This is a genomic window from Rahnella sp. BIGb0603 (assembly GCF_024808755.1).
Lineage (GTDB): Bacteria > Pseudomonadota > Gammaproteobacteria > Enterobacterales > Enterobacteriaceae > Rahnella > Rahnella contaminans.
The window spans coordinates 75,311-93,425 of the sequence record NZ_JANUEX010000013.1 but is presented as its reverse complement, the minus strand read 5'-3'; the positions used below and the strand labels follow the sequence as shown (position 1 = coordinate 93,425).

The 18,115-nt window shown below is 53.5% G+C and carries 17 protein-coding genes; 13 read left to right on the top strand and 4 right to left on the bottom strand.

Annotated elements, in window-relative coordinates; all coding sequences use genetic code 11:
• Nucleotides 1-107 precede the first annotated feature (107 nt).
• From priA to rraA, 7 genes are all read left to right on the top strand, one after another.
• Nucleotides 108-2,303, top strand: coding sequence for a primosomal protein N' (gene priA / locus M2403_RS24270; RefSeq protein ID WP_152325029.1), 2,196 nt, complete (start codon nt 108-110; stop codon nt 2,301-2,303).
• A gap of 190 nt (nt 2,304-2,493) precedes the next feature.
• Complete coding sequence (cytR, locus tag M2403_RS24265) at nt 2,494-3,522, top strand: DNA-binding transcriptional regulator CytR (RefSeq protein WP_152325028.1); 1,029 nt, start codon at nt 2,494-2,496, stop codon at nt 3,520-3,522.
• Between the two features lie 80 nt (nt 3,523-3,602).
• The gene (gene ftsN, locus M2403_RS24260) at nt 3,603-4,556 is read left to right on the top strand and encodes a cell division protein FtsN (protein WP_259231203.1); all 954 of its coding nucleotides are present in this window, start codon (nt 3,603-3,605) and stop codon (nt 4,554-4,556) included.
• A 115-nt stretch (nt 4,557-4,671) separates the two neighbouring features.
• Nucleotides 4,672-5,202, top strand: a complete 531-nt coding sequence (gene hslV / locus M2403_RS24255; protein WP_152325026.1) for an ATP-dependent protease subunit HslV — start codon at nt 4,672-4,674, stop codon at nt 5,200-5,202.
• 12 nt (nt 5,203-5,214) lie between these two features.
• Complete coding sequence (hslU, locus tag M2403_RS24250) at nt 5,215-6,546, top strand: HslU--HslV peptidase ATPase subunit (protein ID WP_152325025.1); 1,332 nt, start codon at nt 5,215-5,217, stop codon at nt 6,544-6,546.
• Between the two features lie 97 nt (nt 6,547-6,643).
• The gene (locus tag M2403_RS24245; protein ID WP_152325024.1) at nt 6,644-7,570 is read left to right on the top strand and encodes a 1,4-dihydroxy-2-naphthoate polyprenyltransferase; all 927 of its coding nucleotides are present in this window, start codon (nt 6,644-6,646) and stop codon (nt 7,568-7,570) included.
• A gap of 120 nt (nt 7,571-7,690) precedes the next feature.
• Nucleotides 7,691-8,176, top strand: a complete 486-nt coding sequence (rraA, locus tag M2403_RS24240; RefSeq protein WP_152325023.1) for a ribonuclease E activity regulator RraA — start codon at nt 7,691-7,693, stop codon at nt 8,174-8,176.
• A 64-nt stretch (nt 8,177-8,240) separates the two neighbouring features.
• Here rraA and zapB read toward each other — a convergent pair whose 3' ends face one another.
• Nucleotides 8,241-8,480 (bottom strand): septal ring assembly protein ZapB, encoded by a 240-nt coding sequence (gene zapB / locus M2403_RS24235; protein ID WP_013577585.1) that lies wholly within the window; start codon nt 8,478-8,480, stop codon nt 8,241-8,243.
• Between the two features lie 589 nt (nt 8,481-9,069).
• Here zapB and M2403_RS24230 point away from each other — a divergent pair.
• From M2403_RS24230 to glpX, 3 genes are all read left to right on the top strand, one after another.
• Nucleotides 9,070-9,918, top strand: coding sequence for an MIP/aquaporin family protein (locus tag M2403_RS24230; protein ID WP_152325022.1), 849 nt, complete (start codon nt 9,070-9,072; stop codon nt 9,916-9,918).
• A gap of 45 nt (nt 9,919-9,963) precedes the next feature.
• Nucleotides 9,964-11,487, top strand: coding sequence for a glycerol kinase GlpK (gene glpK, locus M2403_RS24225; RefSeq protein ID WP_259231201.1), 1,524 nt, complete (start codon nt 9,964-9,966; stop codon nt 11,485-11,487).
• 143 nt (nt 11,488-11,630) lie between these two features.
• Entirely contained in the window at nt 11,631-12,641 is a 1,011-nt protein-coding gene (glpX, locus tag M2403_RS24220; RefSeq protein WP_208951169.1) for a class II fructose-bisphosphatase, read from the top strand.
• A gap of 67 nt (nt 12,642-12,708) precedes the next feature.
• Here the strand turns inward: glpX and emrD are convergent, their stop codons facing one another.
• Nucleotides 12,709-13,902: a multidrug efflux MFS transporter EmrD gene (emrD, locus tag M2403_RS24215; RefSeq protein WP_259231200.1), complete on the bottom strand. Its 1,194-nt coding sequence runs from the start codon at nt 13,900-13,902 to the stop codon at nt 12,709-12,711.
• A 308-nt stretch (nt 13,903-14,210) separates the two neighbouring features.
• Here emrD and fpr point away from each other — a divergent pair, with 308 nt between their 5' ends.
• A complete protein-coding gene (gene fpr / locus M2403_RS24210) occupies nt 14,211-14,957 on the top strand; it encodes a ferredoxin--NADP(+) reductase (protein WP_152325019.1) in 747 nt (248 codons plus the stop codon).
• Between the two features lie 10 nt (nt 14,958-14,967).
• Here fpr and M2403_RS24205 read toward each other — a convergent pair whose 3' ends face one another.
• Nucleotides 14,968-15,396 carry a DUF805 domain-containing protein gene (locus tag M2403_RS24205; RefSeq protein ID WP_152325018.1) on the bottom strand — a complete coding sequence of 143 codons (429 nt, stop codon included), beginning with the start codon at nt 15,394-15,396 and terminating at the stop codon, nt 14,968-14,970.
• A 158-nt stretch (nt 15,397-15,554) separates the two neighbouring features.
• On the opposite strand from M2403_RS24205, the gene M2403_RS24200 reads away from it, so the two are divergent.
• Both M2403_RS24200 and tpiA read left to right on the top strand, forming a co-directional pair.
• Entirely contained in the window at nt 15,555-16,160 is a 606-nt protein-coding gene (locus M2403_RS24200) for a DUF1454 family protein (protein ID WP_152325017.1), read from the top strand.
• Between the two features lie 127 nt (nt 16,161-16,287).
• Nucleotides 16,288-17,055: a triose-phosphate isomerase gene (tpiA, locus tag M2403_RS24195; protein ID WP_104923984.1), complete on the top strand. Its 768-nt coding sequence runs from the start codon at nt 16,288-16,290 to the stop codon at nt 17,053-17,055.
• Nucleotides 17,056-17,119: 64 nt separating this feature from the next.
• Here tpiA and M2403_RS24190 read toward each other — a convergent pair whose 3' ends face one another.
• Nucleotides 17,120-18,109 carry a sulfate ABC transporter substrate-binding protein gene (locus M2403_RS24190; RefSeq protein WP_165062058.1) on the bottom strand — a complete coding sequence of 330 codons (990 nt, stop codon included), beginning with the start codon at nt 18,107-18,109 and terminating at the stop codon, nt 17,120-17,122.
• Nucleotides 18,110-18,115: the final 6 nt, after the last annotated feature.

Below are 18,115 nucleotides of genomic sequence, written 5' to 3'. Positions count from 1 at the left end.
AAGGCGGCGAATCATACAGAATCTCTGAGAACCGCGCAATGATGTTCATGCATTTCGAAGGACACAGTGTACACTATCTCGTCATTTTTTTATAGTCTGGACCCACAATGCCTGTTGCCCACGTCGCGTTACCTGTTCCACTTGCCCGTACTTTCGATTACCTCCTGCCGCCTGGATTGCAGGTTTCTCAGGGTTGTCGGGTCAGTGTGCCTTTCGGTAAACGCGACGCCATTGGCATCGTGACGCGCGTCAGCGACTCGAGCGAATTTGGCCTGGATAAGCTGAAACCCGTGCGTGAAGTCCTCGACTCTTCCAGCCTTTTCACGCCCGATCTGTGGCGCATCCTGCTCTGGGCTGCCGACTATTATCATTTCCCGATTGGCGAAGTGTTGTTTCACGCACTGCCGGTGTTGTTACGTCAGGGGAAACCCGCTGAACTGACGCCGCTCTGGCAATGGTTTGCCACCGAACAGGGGCGCGCCACGCCGCTCGACAGCCTGAAACGTGCGCCAAAACAGCAACAGGCGATGGCGGCACTGATCCAAAAACCGCTGTATCGCCATCAGGTTGCTGACCTCGATCTGACCGATACTGCTTTGCAGGCACTACGGGCGAAAGGACTGACAGATTTACGCAGCATCGCGCCTGCCACACAAGACTGGCGCAAAGATTTCTCCGTCGTGGGCGAACGCCTGCGCCTGAATACCGAACAAGCCACCGCTGTCGGAGCCATCCGCAGTGAAGATCAGCAGTTTTCTGCCTGGCTGCTGGCCGGGGTAACAGGTTCGGGTAAAACCGAAGTGTATCTGAGCGTGCTGGAAAATATTCTCGCGCAGGGCAGTCAGGCGCTGGTGATGGTGCCGGAAATCGGTCTGACCCCGCAAACCATCGCGCGTTTTCGCGAACGTTTCAGCGCGCCGGTCGATGTTTTGCATTCCGGTCTCAACGACAGCGAGCGACTTTCAGTGTGGCTGCGGGCGCGTAATGGCGAAGCCGGAATTGTGATCGGCACGCGCTCGTCGCTGTTCACGCCATTTGCACGTCTGGGCGTTATCATTATCGATGAAGAACACGACAGCTCTTATAAGCAGCAGGAAGGCTGGCGGTATCACGCGCGGGATCTCGCGGTATATCGCGCCCATGCGGAAAACATCCCCATTATTATGGGCTCGGCAACGCCTGCGCTGGAAACGCTGCACAACGTGGAACTGGGCAAATATCGCCAGCTGAAGCTGACCAAGCGTGCCGGTAACGCCAAACTCGCGCGGCAAAATTTGCTGGATTTAAAAGGGTTGCAGCTGAAAGTCGGGCTTTCCCAGCCGCTGATCCAGCGCATGCAGGAACATCTTAAAGCGGACAATCAGGTCATGCTGTTCCTCAACCGCCGCGGCTATGCGCCTGCCCTGCTCTGCCACGAATGCGGATGGATTGCTGAGTGTCAGCGCTGCGACCACTATTACACGCTGCATCAGAACCAGCGCCAGTTACGCTGCCACCATTGCGATAGCCAGCGTGCCGTGCCGCATCAGTGCCCGCATTGCGGTTCGACGCAGCTGGTGTCAGTCGGCGTCGGCACCGAGCAGCTGGAAAACGAGCTGGCGCCGTTGTTCCCCGATACGCCAATCACCCGCATTGACCGTGACACTACCAGCCGTAAAGGTTCGCTGGAACAGCATCTGAACGAAGTCCATCGTGGTGGCGCGCGTATTCTTATCGGCACGCAAATGCTGGCGAAAGGCCACCATTTCCCGGATGTCACGCTGGTCTCGCTGCTGGACGTTGACGGCGCGCTGTTCTCGGCGGATTTCCGTTCAGCAGAACGTTTTGCCCAGCTTTATACTCAGGTTTCAGGCCGTGCCGGTCGTGCAGGCAAACAAGGTGAAGTGGTTCTGCAAACGCATCATCCTGAACATCCGCTGTTGCAGGTTCTGTTGCAGCAAGGCTACGACGAATTCGCAAAACAGACGCTTGCCGAGCGCAAGAGCGTCTTTCTGCCGCCTTACACCAGCCACATTATGATCCGCTCAGAAGACCACGATAATCAGCAGTCGGCGCTGTTCCTGCAACAGTTGCGAAATCTGCTGGAATCCAGCCCGCTTAAAGATGATTCGTTGTGGATTTTAGGGCCGGTGCCTGCGCTTGCGGCCAAGCGCAACGGACGTTTCCGCTGGCAGCTCTTATTGCAGCATCCTTCCCGCCGCGTTTTGCAGCATCTGATCAAAAGTTCTCAACCGCTGATTACCAGCCTGCCGCAGGCTAAAAAAGTGAAATGGACGCTGGATGTCGATCCGATCGATAGCTAATCCGCATAAATAGTCAGGATTTCTGCGTGATGGATCGAAAAAAGCATCTGCATCACACTTTTAATGCAAATTAGGTAACAAATCCTACTCACATTCTGTTTAGAATGTGATGAGCTACACAGCATGGGTAGCCAGGTGAGGAATGTGGATGTTGTTGTGTCAGTTTGATGCTGTTGCAAGGAGAGATGCGTTGGATCACAAGAAAGAATTACCCGCCGCGACAATGAAAGATGTGGCAGAACAGGCAGGCGTTTCAACAGCAACGGTATCCCGCGCGTTAATGAACCCGGAGAAAGTCTCCGCATCTACCCGTCAGAAGGTCGATCAGGCTGTCATGGCCGTAGGATATTCTCCCCATGCCTTGTCCCGAAACCTGAAACGCAATGAATCGCGAACTATTCTGGTGATCGTCCCGGACATCTGCGATCCGTTTTTTGCCGATCTGATCAAAGGGATCGAACGCACCGCCGCCGAAAGCGGTTATCTGGTGCTGATTGGCGACTGCGCTCAGCAAAACCAGCAGGAAAAAACCTTTATCAATCTGATCATCACCAAACAGATTGATGGCATGTTGCTGCTCGGTTCTGATTTACCTTTCGATGCCAGCAAAGAAGAACAACGCAACCTGCCGCCGATGGTGATGGCCAATGAATTTGCGCCCGAACTGGAACTGCCGACGGTTCATATCGATAACCTGACTGCCGCGTTTGAAGCGGTGCATTATCTGCTGAATCTGGGCCACCAGCGTATTGCCTGTATCGAAGGGCCGAAACACATGCCGCTTTGCCAGTATCGCTCGCAAGGTTATGTGCAGGCGCTGCGCCGCAACGGGATCAGCGTCGAAAACGCATTAACCGCTCAGGGCGATTTTACCTATGAATCCGGCGCGCGGGCGGTGAGCGAACTGATGGCGCTGCCTTCTCCGCCAACGGCCATCTTCTGCCATAACGACATTATGGCGATTGGTGCGATGTTCCAGGCGAAGAAAATGGGTTTACGTATTCCGCAGGATTTATCGGTTGTGGGCTTCGATGACATCAAAGCCAGCCAGTTTACCGATCCTCCGCTGACCACCGTCGCGCAGCCAAGATTCCAGCTTGGTCGTCAGGCTATGTTATTATTACTTGAGCAGTTACAGGGAAATCCGGTACAAAACGGTTCGCTTCTGCTTGATAGTGAGCTGGTCGTACGCCAAAGCACGGCCGCCCCGAAAGCGTGAGTCAGTTTTTGATTTGTTATATATGCAGGGTTAAGTAACATGACGCACTTCTTCATTCATCACGACACAGCGAAACGATAGTGGCACAAAGAGACTATGTAAGCCGTGGGCGCTCAGGAGCGCGGCGGAAAAGTACCAGCCGGAGTAAAAAACGCAGTTCCCCAACGATCTCCAAAACCATGGTGGTGTTAGCCGTTGCGGTACTGGTGGTGTTTGTCGGTGGCCTCTATTTTATTGCGCACAATAAACATGAAGAAGCGGCGGTACTGCCGACGCATGTTGTTCGTCCGGGTAACGGATTGCCGCCTAAGCCTGAAGAACGCTGGCGTTATATCAAGGAGCTGGAAAACCGTCAGATGGGCGTCACCACGCCGACAGAACCGACGGCGGGCGGTCAGGTTGAATCCAAAACTCAGCTGACGCCGGAACAGCGACAGCTTCTTGAGCAAATGCAGGCCGATATGCGCCAGACGCCGACACAGCTGTCTGAAGTGCCGTATAACGACCCAAGTCAGGTCGCCACGCGTCCGGCTCAGACGCAGCGTCAGGTTCAGCAACAACAGCCAACTTATGCCCAGCAACAGCCGGTGCAGACACAGCCGCGTCAGGTTCAGCAGCCAACGTACACGCCGCAGACGCAGCCGGTACGCGCGACGCAGGCTCAGGTGCAAACGCAGCCTGTTCAGCCAAAACCTAAGCCACAGGTGAAAGAACCGGTCAGGGAAGTGCCGAAAGAACAACCGAAAGCACAGCAACCGGCTGCCATCACACAGGCAGCGCCAGAAAAACCGAAAGAGCAGGAAAAAACCCAGCGCTTTATGGTGCAGTGCGGTTCATTCAAAGGCGCCGATCAGGCGGAATCCCAGCGAGCCAAGCTGGCATTCGAAGGGTTTGAAGGCCGAATCACCACCGGTGGCGGCTGGAGCCGAGTGGTTATCGGCCCGTACAACAGCCGTTCTGGTGCTGACAGCACACTATCGCGTCTCAAAGGCGCTGGCATCTCCGGTTGCATTCCCGTCGCAACCGGGGGTTGAAAACCCGTAATCCTTCCCCAATCTATACTTTCAATATGCCCCGTAAGTTTGTGAGACACGCGAAGTGTCCCACAAGCCTGCGGGGATCTTTTCCGTCTGCAACGAGGAACCGCTCGTGACAACAATTGTAAGTGTACGCCGTAACGGCAAGGTCGTTATCGGTGGTGATGGCCAGGCCACATTGGGAAATACCGTCATGAAGGGCAACGTCAAGAAAGTACGTCGCCTGTACAACGACAAAGTGATCGCTGGTTTTGCTGGCGGTACCGCTGACGCCTTCACGCTGTTTGAGCTGTTCGAACGCAAACTGGAAATGCACCAGGGTCATCTGGTGAAAGCCGCCGTTGAGCTGGCTAAAGACTGGCGTACCGACCGTATGCTGCGCCGTCTCGAAGCGCTGCTGGCCGTTGCGGATGAAAATGCCTCGCTGATTATCAGTGGTAACGGCGACGTCATCCAGCCTGAAAACGACCTTATCGCGATTGGTTCCGGTGGCCCGTATGCCCAGGCGGCAGCCCGCGCATTGTTGGAAAACTCAGACCTTGGCGCACGCGATATCGTCGAAAAATCGCTGACTATCGCCGGTGACATCTGTATCTATACCAACCATTTCCACACCCTCGAAGAATTGTCTTCTAAAGCGTAAGGATCGAAAATTATGTCTGAGATGACCCCGCGCGAAATTGTCAGCGAGTTAGACAGCTACATCATTGGCCAGGATAAAGCGAAACGCGCTGTCGCGATCGCCCTGCGTAACCGCTGGCGCCGTATGCAGCTTGATGAAGCGCTGCGCCACGAAGTCACCCCAAAAAATATTCTGATGATCGGCCCGACCGGTGTCGGTAAAACTGAAATTGCCCGTCGTCTGGCCAAACTGGCTAATGCGCCGTTCATCAAAGTCGAAGCCACTAAGTTCACCGAAGTGGGCTACGTCGGGAAAGAAGTAGATTCAATTATTCGTGATCTGACCGATGCCGCCGTGAAAATGGTGCGCCTGCAATCCATCGATAAGAACCGCTTCCGCGCCGAAGAAATGGCCGAAGAACGTATTCTCGATGTGCTGATCCCGCCGGCGAAAAACAACTGGGGCCAGGCTGACGAAGCGCACGAGCCTTCTGCCGCGCGCCAAAACTTCCGCAAGAAATTACGTGAAGGCCAGCTCGACGACAAAGAAATCGAAATCAATCTGGCGGCTGCGCCTGTTGGCGTTGAAATCATGTCCCCTCCGGGCATGGAAGAGATGACCAATCAGCTGCAATCCATGTTCCAGAACATGGCCGGACAGAAGCAGAAACCGCGCAAACTGAAAATCAAAGAAGCTTACAAGCTGCTGGTTGAAGAAGAAGCGGCGAAACTGGTGAACCCGGAAGAGCTGAAAGAACAGGCGATTGAAGCCGTTGAACAGCACGGCATCGTGTTCATCGATGAGATCGACAAAATCTGTAAACGCGGCCAGAGCTCAGGCCCGGATGTGTCACGCGAAGGCGTTCAGCGCGATCTGCTGCCGCTGGTGGAAGGCTGTACCGTTTCCACTAAACACGGCATGGTGAAAACGGATCACATTCTGTTTATTGCCTCTGGCGCGTTCCAGACTGCCAGCCCGTCAGACCTGATCCCGGAATTGCAGGGGCGTCTGCCAATCCGCGTTGAGCTACAGGCGCTGTCGACTGAAGACTTCGAACGTATTCTGACTGAGCCAAGTGCATCCCTGACTCATCAGTACAAAGCATTGATGGCGACCGAAGGTGTGACCATTGATTTCACGGCTGACGGCATCCGTCGTATCGCGGAAGCGGCATGGCAGGTGAACGAAACCACCGAGAACATTGGCGCACGTCGTCTGCACACGGTTCTGGAGCGCCTGATGGAAGATATTTCCTACGACGCCAGCGAAAGCAACGGTATCTCCATAAACATTGATGCAGATTATGTTAGAAGCCACCTTGATCAGCTGGTAGCTGATGAAGATCTGAGCCGTTTTATCTTATAATTTGCTCATACGTTCCGAAAGTGATCTTCAGGGAGGCGTTTGCCTCCCTGATTTTTTTTAGATTTCGGACTGACTGTTCACCTGAGCGAAATCACCTATGAGCACAATGACTCCCTGCACCCCGACCACGCCTGCCCGCGCATGGCTTGAAAGCCTGCGTCCTAAAACGCTGCCTCTGGCTTTTGCCTCAATTGTCATGGGTTCGGCGATTGCCAGCCTGCAAGGCGTTTTCCATCCGCTCATCGCGCTGCTGGCGTTGCTGACGGCGGGTTGTCTTCAAATCCTGTCTAATCTGGCCAATGATTATGGCGATGCCGAAAAAGGCAGTGATACGCCCGATCGCGTCGGGCCGTTGCGCGGGATGCAAAAAGGGATGATTACCGCCGCACAGATGAAGCGCGCGATTATCCTGACCATCGCCCTGACGCTCGTGTGCGGTATCGCGCTTATCGCTGTCGCCTGCCACAAACCGAGTGATGTCGTGGGCTTTGTGATCCTCGGCCTTCTCTCTATTGGCGCGGCCATCACATATACCGTCGGCACGCGCCCTTACGGTTATATGGGGCTGGGTGATATTTCCGTTTTGATTTTCTTTGGCTGGATAAGCGTCGCCGGGACATTCTATTTGCAGGCGGGATATTTTGACTGGATTGTGATGCTGCCAGCCACCGCAACGGGATTGCTCTCGACGGCGGTGCTGAATATCAACAATTTGCGCGATATCGAAACCGATCGCGCCAACGGCAAAAACACGCTGGCGGTTCGCCTCGGGCCAGTGAATGCCCGCAATTATCACACGTTTATTTTGGCCGCCGCCACACTGTGCCTGGCCATTTTTTCCGCCGTGTATTTGCGCCACTGGACCGGCTGGTTATTTATTCTGGCCGTACCGATGCTGGTGACTCACGTCATCCGCGTAAGAAAGTCCAAAACATCTTTGGAAGTGCGTCCGCTGCTCGAACATATGGTGAAAACGGCGTTACTGACTAACGTGTTGTTTGCGGTGGGTCTGTTACTCAATTGAATAAAAGTGGCCTGATGTGCGTTTATCGAGCCGCTTTTCACATTTAACAATTGATGATTTTGCCAACATCCGTCCGAAAGGGATATACTGAACACTCATGCAGCAACCAGATGAAATCCTATGAAATACGATACTTCCGAACTTTGCGACATCTACCATGAAGAAGTGAATGTCGTCGAACCCCTGTTCTCCAACTTTGGTGGCCGTACTTCATTTGGCGGGCAAATCACGACAGTGAAGTGTTTCGAAGACAATGGCTTGCTTTATGACTTGCTGGAAGAAAATGGCCGTGGTCGCGTACTGCTGGTCGATGGCGGTGGCTCCGTTCGTCGCGCATTGCTTGATGCCGGTCTGGCACGCCTGGCGTTGCAAAACGAATGGGAAGGCATTGTGATTTACGGTGCAGTTCGTCAGGTAGATGATCTGGAAGAACTGGATATCGGCATTCAGGCGATGGCAGCGATTCCGGCGGGGGCAGGCAGTGAAGGGATTGGCGAAAGCGACATTCGTGTCAATTTCGGCGGTGTCACCTTCTTCTCCGGTGACCATCTTTATGCCGACAACACCGGTATCGTGCTGTCGGAAGACCCGCTCGACATCGAATAACCTTGCGCTTTCAGCAACAAAAAAGGACGCCGTGGCGTCCTTTTTTATTTTCAGGCCGAAGTCATCAGACTTCTTCCATTTTTCCCAGCAATGCACGCAGACGGTCCTGCCACACGTGCTGTTCTTCTTTCAACTGTGCATTTTCACGCACCAGCGATTCATGATTACCACTCGCCTGCTGAACTTCCTGAGACAGGGTATTGTTTTGTTCTTTCAGTTCTTCGATTTCCATCTGCAAAAGAGTAATGGTATCGATCGCTTGCTGAACTTTAGCTTCTAATTTCTCAAATACTTCAAATGACATTTTTCGGTCCCCTTATGTTCGCAAGGCGCACATCTTATGTTCTGCCGCATCATCCGGACACGGCTCAAGAATTCCTGCACTCCGTCGATTTTGATAACGAATACAAACCAAATCCGGGTCTGAATTGCGCCAAAGTCTTGTAAAACCAGCGGGTGTCTTACCGGGTGATTGTATGTAGCCAGCTTTGCCCTGTCTAGCAAGAACCCCTTCCTGCACGCAGTCTGTTGCAATTTTACAGCGCCGGGTATCAGGAAATGCTTAAAAAGCAGCGTCACTCACCAGAAATCCCCGTTAATACCGAATAACCTTATCCGGCCTGTTGTTATGTTCGTTTCAACCGACGCGGCCCAAAAATTGTTAAATCGTGGCCTTTTTTCCGCGCGTGATGGCCTGCGAATACGCGAAATCGCTCATTTTTATGACACGACACACAAAATTTGATTTCGCTATTTCTCGTTTATGCTCGTTAACGATAAATTCACATTACGTTCTCATTTAATGATGAACGTCAAAATCCGATTACGTTCACGTACGACATAACAGAAAAACTATAACCAATCATTAACATCATCCTTAGCAGGATCAAACTATGAGCCAAACCATGAGTTCCACATTAAAAGGTCAGTGCATCGCTGAGTTTCTGGGTACCGGGCTTATCATTTTCTTCGGTGCAGGCTGTGTTGCTGCATTGAAGCTTGCCGGAGCATCCTTTGGCCAGTGGGAAATCAGTATCGTCTGGGGTTTCGGTGTGGCCATGGCCATTTACCTGACTGCGGCGATCTCAGGCGCACACCTGAACCCGGCTGTCACCGTCGCGCTATGTTTGTTTGCAAACTTTGAAGGACGCAAAGTTCTGCCTTACATAATCGCGCAGGTCGCAGGCGCCTTCTGTGCCGCCGCGCTGGTTTACGGCCTTTACTACAATCTGTTCTACGATTTCGAGCAAACTCACAACATGGTACGCGGCAGCGTAGACAGTCTGAGCCTTGCCGGTATCTTCTCGACGTATCCAAACCCGCACATCAGCGTATTGCAGGCGTTCCTGGTTGAAACCGTGATCACCGCCGTTCTGATGTCGCTGATCCTCGGCCTGACCGATGACGGCAACGGCCTGCCACGTGGCCCGCTGGCTCCGCTGCTGATCGGTATTCTGATTGCAGTTATCGGTGCATCCATGGGGCCACTGACCGGATTCGCACTGAACCCGGCGCGTGATTTCGGACCGAAACTGTTCGCTTACTTCGCAGGCTGGGGCAAAGTGGCCTTCACCGGCGCCCGCGATATCCCTTACTTCCTGGTACCGATTTTTGGCCCACTGCTGGGTGCGTGTCTGGGTGCGGTCGGCTATAAAGCATTGATTAGTCGTCACCTGCCACACCAGATTAACGAAACAGCGGCTGACAAAGCGTCACAGCCAACCAAACAGCGCAAGGCCTGATCGGCTAAACTGTTCCACAGCTTACTCATTTGCAGGATGAAAATTATGTCAGCAGATACGACTCACGAAAAAAAATACATTGTCGCACTCGATCAGGGTACGACCAGCTCACGCGCAGTAGTGCTGGATCACGATGCCAACATCATCAGCGTTTCTCAGCGTGAATTTACCCAGATCTACCCTAAATCTGGCTGGGTTGAGCACGATCCGATGGAAATCTGGTCATCGCAAAGCTCGGTACTGGTTGAAGTGCTGGCTAAAGCCGACATCAATTCCGATCAGATCGCCGGTATCGGTATCACCAACCAGCGTGAAACCACCATCGTGTGGGAAAAAGAAACCGGCAAGCCGATTTATAACGCGATTGTGTGGCAATGCCGTCGTACTGCTGATATCTGCGAAAAGCTGAAAAAAGACGGGATGGAAGAGTACATCCGTCACAACACCGGCCTGGTGGTTGACCCGTACTTCTCCGGCACCAAACTGAAATGGATCCTCGATAACGTTGAAGGCTCCCGTGAACGTGCTAAACGCGGCGAACTGCTGTTCGGGACTGTGGATACCTGGCTGGTCTGGAAAATGACTCAGGGACGCGTTCACGTGACGGATTACACCAACGCATCACGTACCATGCTGTTCAATATCCGTGATTTGAAGTGGGATGAACGCATGCTCGAAGCGCTGGATATTCCGCGTGAAATGCTGCCGGAAGTCCGTCCTTCCTCTGAAATTTACGGCCAGACCAACATTGGTGGTAAAGGCGGTACGCGTATTCCAATCGCCGGTATTGCCGGTGACCAGCAGGCGGCGCTTTACGGCCAACTGTGCGTGCAACCGGGTATGGCGAAAAACACCTACGGCACCGGCTGCTTCCTGTTAATGAACACCGGCACCGAAGTTGTTGCATCGAAAAATGGTCTGCTGACCACCATCGCCTGCGGCCCGCACGGCGAAGTAAACTACGCGCTGGAAGGTGCCGTTTTCGTTGGTGGCGCATCTATTCAGTGGCTGCGTGATGAGCTGAAACTGATCAGCGATGCGACTGACTCCGAATATTTCGCGATGAAGGTGAAAGACACTAACGGCGTTTACGTGGTGCCTGCTTTCACCGGCCTCGGCGCCCCTTACTGGGACCCGTATGCCCGTGGCGCAATCTTCGGTCTGAGCCGTGGTGCGAACAGCAACCACATCATCCGCGCAACGCTGGAGTCTATTGCTTATCAGACCCGCGACGTACTGGATGCCATGCAGGCCGATTCCGGTGCCCGTCTGCAATCCTTACGCGTGGACGGCGGCGCGGTCGCCAACAACTTCCTGATGCAATTCCAGTCCGACATTTTGGGTACCCGCGTTGAGCGTCCTGAAGTGCTGGAAGTTACCGCGCTGGGTTCTGCTTTCCTCGCAGGCCTGGCCGTCGGTTTCTGGAACGATCTGGAAGAAGTCCGCAGCAAAGCCACTATCGAACGTGAATTCCGCCCAAGCATTGAAACGACGGAACGTAATGTCCGCTATAAAGGCTGGCAGAAAGCGGTGGCACGCGTTCGTTCGTGGGAAGATCACGACGAGTAATCCCGTCAGTTTTACGCCAACACCTTTTATGAAACTCCCCATCCGGGGAGTTTTTTTATGCGTCCTTCCCACTGTGCTAAAATCTGCGGCACAGATGAGCCTTGCCTCACCGAACTCTTTCTTTTCTTCCAACAGGTTTTCCAATGAAACGTGAATTAGCAATCGAGTTCTCCCGCGTGACCGAAGCTGCCGCGCTCGCCGGTTATAAATGGCTGGGCCGCGGGGATAAAAACCTCGCCGATAACGCCGCCGTGCAGTCCATGCGCATCATGCTTAATAAAGTCGATATCGACGGTACGATTGTGATTGGCGAAGGTGAAATCGATGAAGCACCGATGCTGTATATCGGCGAAAAAGTCGGTACAGGCAACGGCGACGCGGTCGATATCGCGGTGGATCCGATTGAAGGCACGCGCATGACCGCAATGGGTCAGTCCAACGCACTGGCTGTGCTGGCTGTGGGCGATCAGGGTTCTTTCCTCAACGCCCCTGATATGTACATGGAGAAAATTGCCGTCGGTCCTGGCGCGAAAGGCGCTATTAATCTGAACCTGACGCTGGCAGAAAATCTGGCGAATATTGCCAAAGCGCTGAACAAACCGCTGACCGAACTGACCGTTGCCGTGCTGGCAAAACCGCGTCATGACGACGCAATCCGTGAAATGCTGACCGCCGGTGTCCGCGTATTTGCGTTCCCGGACGGTGACGTCGCAGCAACCATTCTGACCTGCATGCCGGAAAGTGAGGTTGACGTGCTTTATGGAATTGGCGGCGCGCCTGAAGGCGTGATATCTGCGGCCGTTATCCGCGCGCTGGATGGCGATATGCAGGGGCGATTACTGGCGCGTCATGACGTCAAAGGAGAAACGCCGGAAAACCGCCGGATTGGCGAAGAAGAGCTGGCGCGCTGTAAAGCGATGGGGATTGAAGCCGGGAAAGTGCTGTTGCTTGATGATATGGCGCGCAACGACAACGTGATTTTCTCCGCGACCGGGATTACCAAAGGCGATCTGCTGGAAGGCATCAGCCGTCAGGGAAATATGGCGACCACCGAAACACTGCTGATTCGTGGCAAATCCCGCACCATCCGCCGCATCCGTTCGACGCATTATCTCGATCGCAAAGACGCCGCGCTGCACGAATTCATTATCTGATCCGCGGCCTTCCGGTCATCAAAAGGCAGGGTTTTTTGCCCTGCCTTTTTTAATGTAAAACAAAACGTTAAGCCGCATGCCCTTCATGCTGACTGCGGTTCGACATCGGCCACCAGCACAGCAAAATCAGCACAGCCATCGCAAACATCAGCAGGCCAAGACTGAACTGACCTGTTTGCGGCAACATCGCTGACATCCACGCCACCAGCCCCGATCCCATATTTTGCAAACCGCCCACCAGCGCCCCTGCAGCCCCCGCCAGATAAGGGAAAGGCTCCATCGCGCCGGTCGTCGCCAGCGGGAATAACATACCCGCGCCGAAGAAGAACAAAGACGCAGGCACGATCAGCGTCCAGATATTCATAATGCCCAGCCAGCCCGGGATCCACATCAATAACCCCGCCAGCAGACAGCTGATGACCGAATGCCACATCAGTTGCTGGAAGCTTTTCTCCGTACGCCCGGCATACCAGGCACCGAAGAATGCCGCAGGGATCGGCAGGATAAACAGGATGCTGACCATCACGCCGCTCAGCCCCAACACGCCGCCCATCAGCACGCCGCAGCTGGCTTCAAAGACCGCCACGCCCGCCAGCGCGCCCACCAGCATTACCAGATAACGGCTGAAATTGGCGTCTGCCAGCAACAAACGCAGGCTGCTGAGCATTTTGCGCGGCGGATGGTCAGCGGTAAATTCCGGGCGGGTTTCCGGCAACCAGCGGTACATCGAAAACGCGACGCCCGCGCACAGAATAAGCAGAAAACCGAAACTCGCCCGCCAGCCTAACCACGCGGCCAGCGCACCACCGATAACCGGCGCTAACAGCGGGCTGACCAGAATCCCCATGTTCAGCAAACTGTTGGCGTGGCGCAAAGCACCGCCGCTGTATAAGTCACGCGGCATGGTTCTCGCCATCACGCCCGCTACGCCGGTGCCCAGCCCCTGCACGGCGCTGGCGGCAATCAGCATATTCAGACTGGATGACACCATCGCGCCCGCCGCACCAATCAGGAAAATCATCAGACCGGTGAGGATCACCGGTTTGCGCCCCACGTTGTCGGACAACGGGCCGTAAATCAGCTGCGAGCCGCCGTAGGTCAGCAAATAAGCGGCCATAACGCGCTGCACTGCCCCCGGTTTGACGGCCAGACTGGTCGCCATATCCGCGATGTTCGGCACATAAATGGTCTGCGCCATCTGACCGACCGCCACCAGCAATATCAGCATCACAAGCAGGTGAATATTTTCCAGATTTTTCATTTTTCAGTTCGTTATCAGATAAGGTGGAAAAAGTTCAGAACAAATAACCAGAAAAACCGCCGATAATACGGCGGCGCATAAGTTAACAAATTCAGATGAATAAGCGAGGGGTGCGGCAAACTCTCCTGTTATTTTGCTGGCAGCGACAGGAGCCAGATCTGTAACGCAGACTGTACAGAAATCGATACTGGCTAACGGACGCAGAACAGGCTGATAACATTTAACCGATAAGGGATCCGAAAAATTTGAAATAAAATCAGCGCATAAATTCGCTATGCATGACGAAATCAGAAACGACAGGAGTTTTTATGGCTGATTGGGTAACGGGAAAAATCAAAAAAGTTGAGCACTGGACGGACAATTTGTTCAGCATCACGGTCAATGCGCCAGTCGACTCTTTTACCGCAGGCCAGTTTGCCAAACTCTCTCTGGAAATCGACGGCGAGCGGGTTCAGCGTGCATATTCCTACGTCAATCCGCCTTCCAGCGCAGACCTGGAGTTTTATCTGGTCAACGTGCCGGAAGGAAAACTCAGCCCGCGTCTGCACGTGATGCAGCCCGGCGACGAAATTCATGTCACCAAAGAAGCCGCCGGCTTTTTCGTGATTGATGAAGTTCCTGAGTGTGACACGCTTTGGATGCTGGCAACCGGTACCGCCATCGGGCCTTATCTGTCAATTTTGCAGGAAGGAGCCGGTCTGGAGCGTTTTAAAAATATCGTACTGGTCCACGCCGCGCGCTTTGCTGCCGATCTCAGCTATTTACCGCTGATGCAGCAATTACAGCGACGTTATGAAGGCAAACTGCATATTCAGACCGTCGTCAGCCGTGAAGAAATTTCAGGCTCACTGACCGGCCGTGTCCCGGCGCTGATTGAAAATGGCACGCTGGAAGGGGCTGTCGGCCTGAAGATCAACGCGGAAGACAGCCACATCATGCTCTGCGGAAACCCGCAGATGGTCCGCGATACCCAGCAGGTGCTGAAAGACCTGCATGGCATGCGCAAGCATCTCAAACGCAAACCGGGTCATATGACCAGCGAACACTACTGGTAAGTATTTTTTGTTATGCAGATTTAAATCTGACGTCTTCGGGCTCCGGGCCAAAACGATTTGTGCCCGGTGTACCGGCGAAAGCGCCGCAGTCGATAATCAGCATGATGAAAATGACCGAAGGCACCAGCCGTCCTAATACCCAGCTCCACGTCTGCGGCATCGCCGCCGCCCAGTTTCCGGCCACCAGCATCCACGCCAGCACAAACAACAATGCCCACCAGGCCGACTTATTGCGGTCATGTAACCTTTTCACCAGCACCGCCGCCGTTGGCCACAACAGGACGACCAGCGCGAAACCCGCGGTCTGATAGGTAATCCATAGCTGTGCGGCAAAGAAGAAATCGGCGGCCATCAGAATCAGCCAGCTGATCATCCAGATCCAAAAATCGCGGCGGCCCAGGCGGCCGTTAAAAGAAAACAGTGCGTGCTGTAACGTCATTGACCGTCGGTTCCCTAAAAAACAATGAGAGGAAAATGTTAAAACAGGGCGAGTGTACCTGATGCACCGTGGCCGGGAGAATGTTTACGCACTCCTTTTGACATTGCCCCCCGATCACCGCTTTAATCGGTCTGTTGAAACAAAATAAGAAACGCCCTATGACTGTTGCTAAATCGATTTTACAACTGGCTTTGCCCGTATTACTGATACTCGCGGGCCAGAACACAGCCCTTGCCGATCCGCCGGCTGACCATTCCGGCGCAGAAGAGATGCCGAAAGCCCCGTATCTTCTGGCAGGCGCACCGACATTCGAAACGACGCTGATTAACTTCCGCGCCAAATACAATGAAGCGAATCCGACCCAGCAGATCGGCGAATTCCGCGCAATCAGTGAATCCGCTAACAGCTCGCTGACCCGCGCGGCCAGCAAAATTAACGAAAATCTTTATGCCTCCACCGCGCTGGAAAAAGGCACAGGCAAAATCAAAACGCTGCAAATTACCTATTTGCCGATTCAGGGCCCTGAAGAGAAAGCCGCCCGCACGCTGGCTGTCAGCTATATGGCGAATCTGATGCGTCAGTTTGATGCCACCCTTTCGCCGGAACAAAGCGTGGCGAGAGTGACGTCCCTGATTGAAAAAGGGAAAGGTCAGCAATTTTATAAACAGGAAGTTGGGGCGGTGCGTTTTGTGATTTCAGACAATGGCGAAAAAGGCCTGACGTTTGCCGTTGAGCCGGTAAAACTGGCGCTGGCCGAGCCCTGAGATGACGGTTTTTAATGACAAAAAGCAAAGCCTTTATGGTCAATGATCTCTATACTGTTGCACAGGTAATCTGCTTGTTTGGCAGAAATTTTAATCGACACTCGCGTCCCCTTTTGGAGGAAAAAACATGCGACATCCATTAGTGATGGGTAACTGGAAGCTTAACGGCAGCACCCACATGGTTAACGAACTGATTGCTGCTCTGCGTACCGAGCTGAGCACCGTTGTAGGTTGTGGCGTTGCAATTGCTCCACCAGAAGTTTACCTGTCACAGGCTAAACACGCTCTGGCCGGCAGCCGTATCGCGCTGGGTGCTCAGAACGTTGATGCTAACCTGTCCGGCGCATTCACCGGTGAAATCTCTGCCGACATGCTGAAAGATATCGGTGCAAAATACATCATCATCGGTCACTCAGAACGCCGCACTTACCACAAAGAAAGCGACGAGTTCATTGCTAAGAAATTTGGCGTGCTGAAAGAAGCGGGTCTGATCCCTGTTCTGTGCATCGGTGAAACTGAAGCAGAAAACGAAGCCGGTAAAACTGAAGCCGTATGCGCTAAGCAACTGGACGCTGTTCTGAACACTCTGGGCGCGAAAGCATTCGAAGGCGCAGTGATCGCTTACGAACCTGTTTGGGCAATCGGTACAGGCAAATCAGCGACCCCAGCTCAGGCTCAGGCCGTTCACAAATTCATCCGTGACCACATCGCTAAACAAGATGCTGCTGTGGCTGAACAAGTTATCATCCAGTACGGCGGTTCTGTTAACGCTGCTAACGCTGCTGAACTGTTCACTCAGCCAGACATCGATGGCGCACTGGTTGGCGGCGCATCACTGAAAGCTGACGCTTTCGCTGTGATCGTTAAAGCGGCCGCAGAAGCAAAACAAGCGTAAGCCTGTTCCTTCTGAGCGCAAAAAACCCCGGCTTGCCGGGGTTTTTTATTGCCTGAAAACAGGATTAACGCTTGCTGATTTGGTCGAAAATCCCGTCAGTCGCGAAGTGATCTTTCTGCGCCTGAGCCCAGGTTCCTGCAACATCACCAATGGTGAACAGTTTCAGTTTAGGGAATTCAGCATCGAATTTTTTCTCAACAACCGGATCACGCGGACGATAGTAGTTTTCAGCTGCAATAGTCTGGCCTTCCGGTGAGTACAGGTACTTCAGATAAGCTTCTGCCACGGTACGCGTATCACGCTTATCGACCACTTTATCCACCACAGAAACCGTTGGCTCTGCCAGAATCGATTCGCTTGGCGTCACGATTTCAAACTTGTCTTTTCCAACTTCTTTGGTGGCCAGCAGCGCTTCGTTTTCCCAGGCAATCAGCACATCACCAATACCGCGTTCCACAAAGGTATTTGTCGCGCCGCGGGCACCGGAATCCAGCACTTCCACGTTTTTATACAGCGCTTTCACAAAATCCTGAGCTTTCGCTTTGTCATTGTTGTTGTGATGCAGGGCATAGCCCCACGCAGCCAGATAGTTCCAGCGCGCACCGCCTGATGTTTTAGGATTCGGGGTGATAATCGATACACCCGGTTTGATCAAATCATTCCAGTCGTGAATTTGTTTCGGGTTGCCTTTGCGAACCAGGAATACGATGGTCGACGTGTAAGGGGCAGAATTGTCTGGCAGGCGGGTGATCCAGTTTTTATCAATACGGCCGCGTTCAGCGATAGCATCTACGTCATACGCCAGGGCGAGGGTCACGACATCGGCTTCAATACCGTTAATGACAGACGTTGCCTGCTTGCCTGAACCGCCGTGTGACTGGCGAACGGTCACGGTATCACCGGTTTTGCCCTGCCAGTATTTACTGAATGCTTTGTTATATTGTTCATAAAGCTCACGGGTTGGATCGTACGACACGTTCAGTATCTGAATGTCTTTGGCAATCGCCCCGGTTGCTACCAACAGTAATGCCAGACCTGCACCCCATTTACGCATACGCAT

What these genes read in the sequence shown, in the direction of transcription:
- fpr (WP_152325019.1), top strand. Translation starts at nt 14,211, where the DNA reads ATGGCTGATTGGGTAACGGGAAAAATCAAAAAAGTTGAGCACTGGACG.
- glpX (WP_208951169.1), top strand. Translation starts at nt 11,631, where the DNA reads ATGAAACGTGAATTAGCAATCGAGTTCTCCCGCGTGACCGAAGCTGCC.
- glpK (WP_259231201.1), top strand. Translation starts at nt 9,964, where the DNA reads ATGTCAGCAGATACGACTCACGAAAAAAAATACATTGTCGCACTCGAT.
- zapB (WP_013577585.1), bottom strand. Translation starts at nt 8,480, where the DNA reads ATGTCATTTGAAGTATTTGAGAAATTAGAAGCTAAAGTTCAGCAAGCG.
- M2403_RS24190 (WP_165062058.1), bottom strand. Translation starts at nt 18,109, where the DNA reads ATGCGTAAATGGGGTGCAGGTCTGGCATTACTGTTGGTAGCAACCGGG.
- M2403_RS24200 (WP_152325017.1), top strand. Translation starts at nt 15,555, where the DNA reads ATGACTGTTGCTAAATCGATTTTACAACTGGCTTTGCCCGTATTACTG.
- M2403_RS24245 (WP_152325024.1), top strand. Translation starts at nt 6,644, where the DNA reads ATGAGCACAATGACTCCCTGCACCCCGACCACGCCTGCCCGCGCATGG.
- M2403_RS24205 (WP_152325018.1), bottom strand. Translation starts at nt 15,396, where the DNA reads ATGACGTTACAGCACGCACTGTTTTCTTTTAACGGCCGCCTGGGCCGC.
- emrD (WP_259231200.1), bottom strand. Translation starts at nt 13,902, where the DNA reads ATGAAAAATCTGGAAAATATTCACCTGCTTGTGATGCTGATATTGCTG.
- hslU (WP_152325025.1), top strand. Translation starts at nt 5,215, where the DNA reads ATGTCTGAGATGACCCCGCGCGAAATTGTCAGCGAGTTAGACAGCTAC.
- M2403_RS24230 (WP_152325022.1), top strand. Translation starts at nt 9,070, where the DNA reads ATGAGCCAAACCATGAGTTCCACATTAAAAGGTCAGTGCATCGCTGAG.
- priA (WP_152325029.1), top strand. Translation starts at nt 108, where the DNA reads ATGCCTGTTGCCCACGTCGCGTTACCTGTTCCACTTGCCCGTACTTTC.
- tpiA (WP_104923984.1), top strand. Translation starts at nt 16,288, where the DNA reads ATGCGACATCCATTAGTGATGGGTAACTGGAAGCTTAACGGCAGCACC.
- rraA (WP_152325023.1), top strand. Translation starts at nt 7,691, where the DNA reads ATGAAATACGATACTTCCGAACTTTGCGACATCTACCATGAAGAAGTG.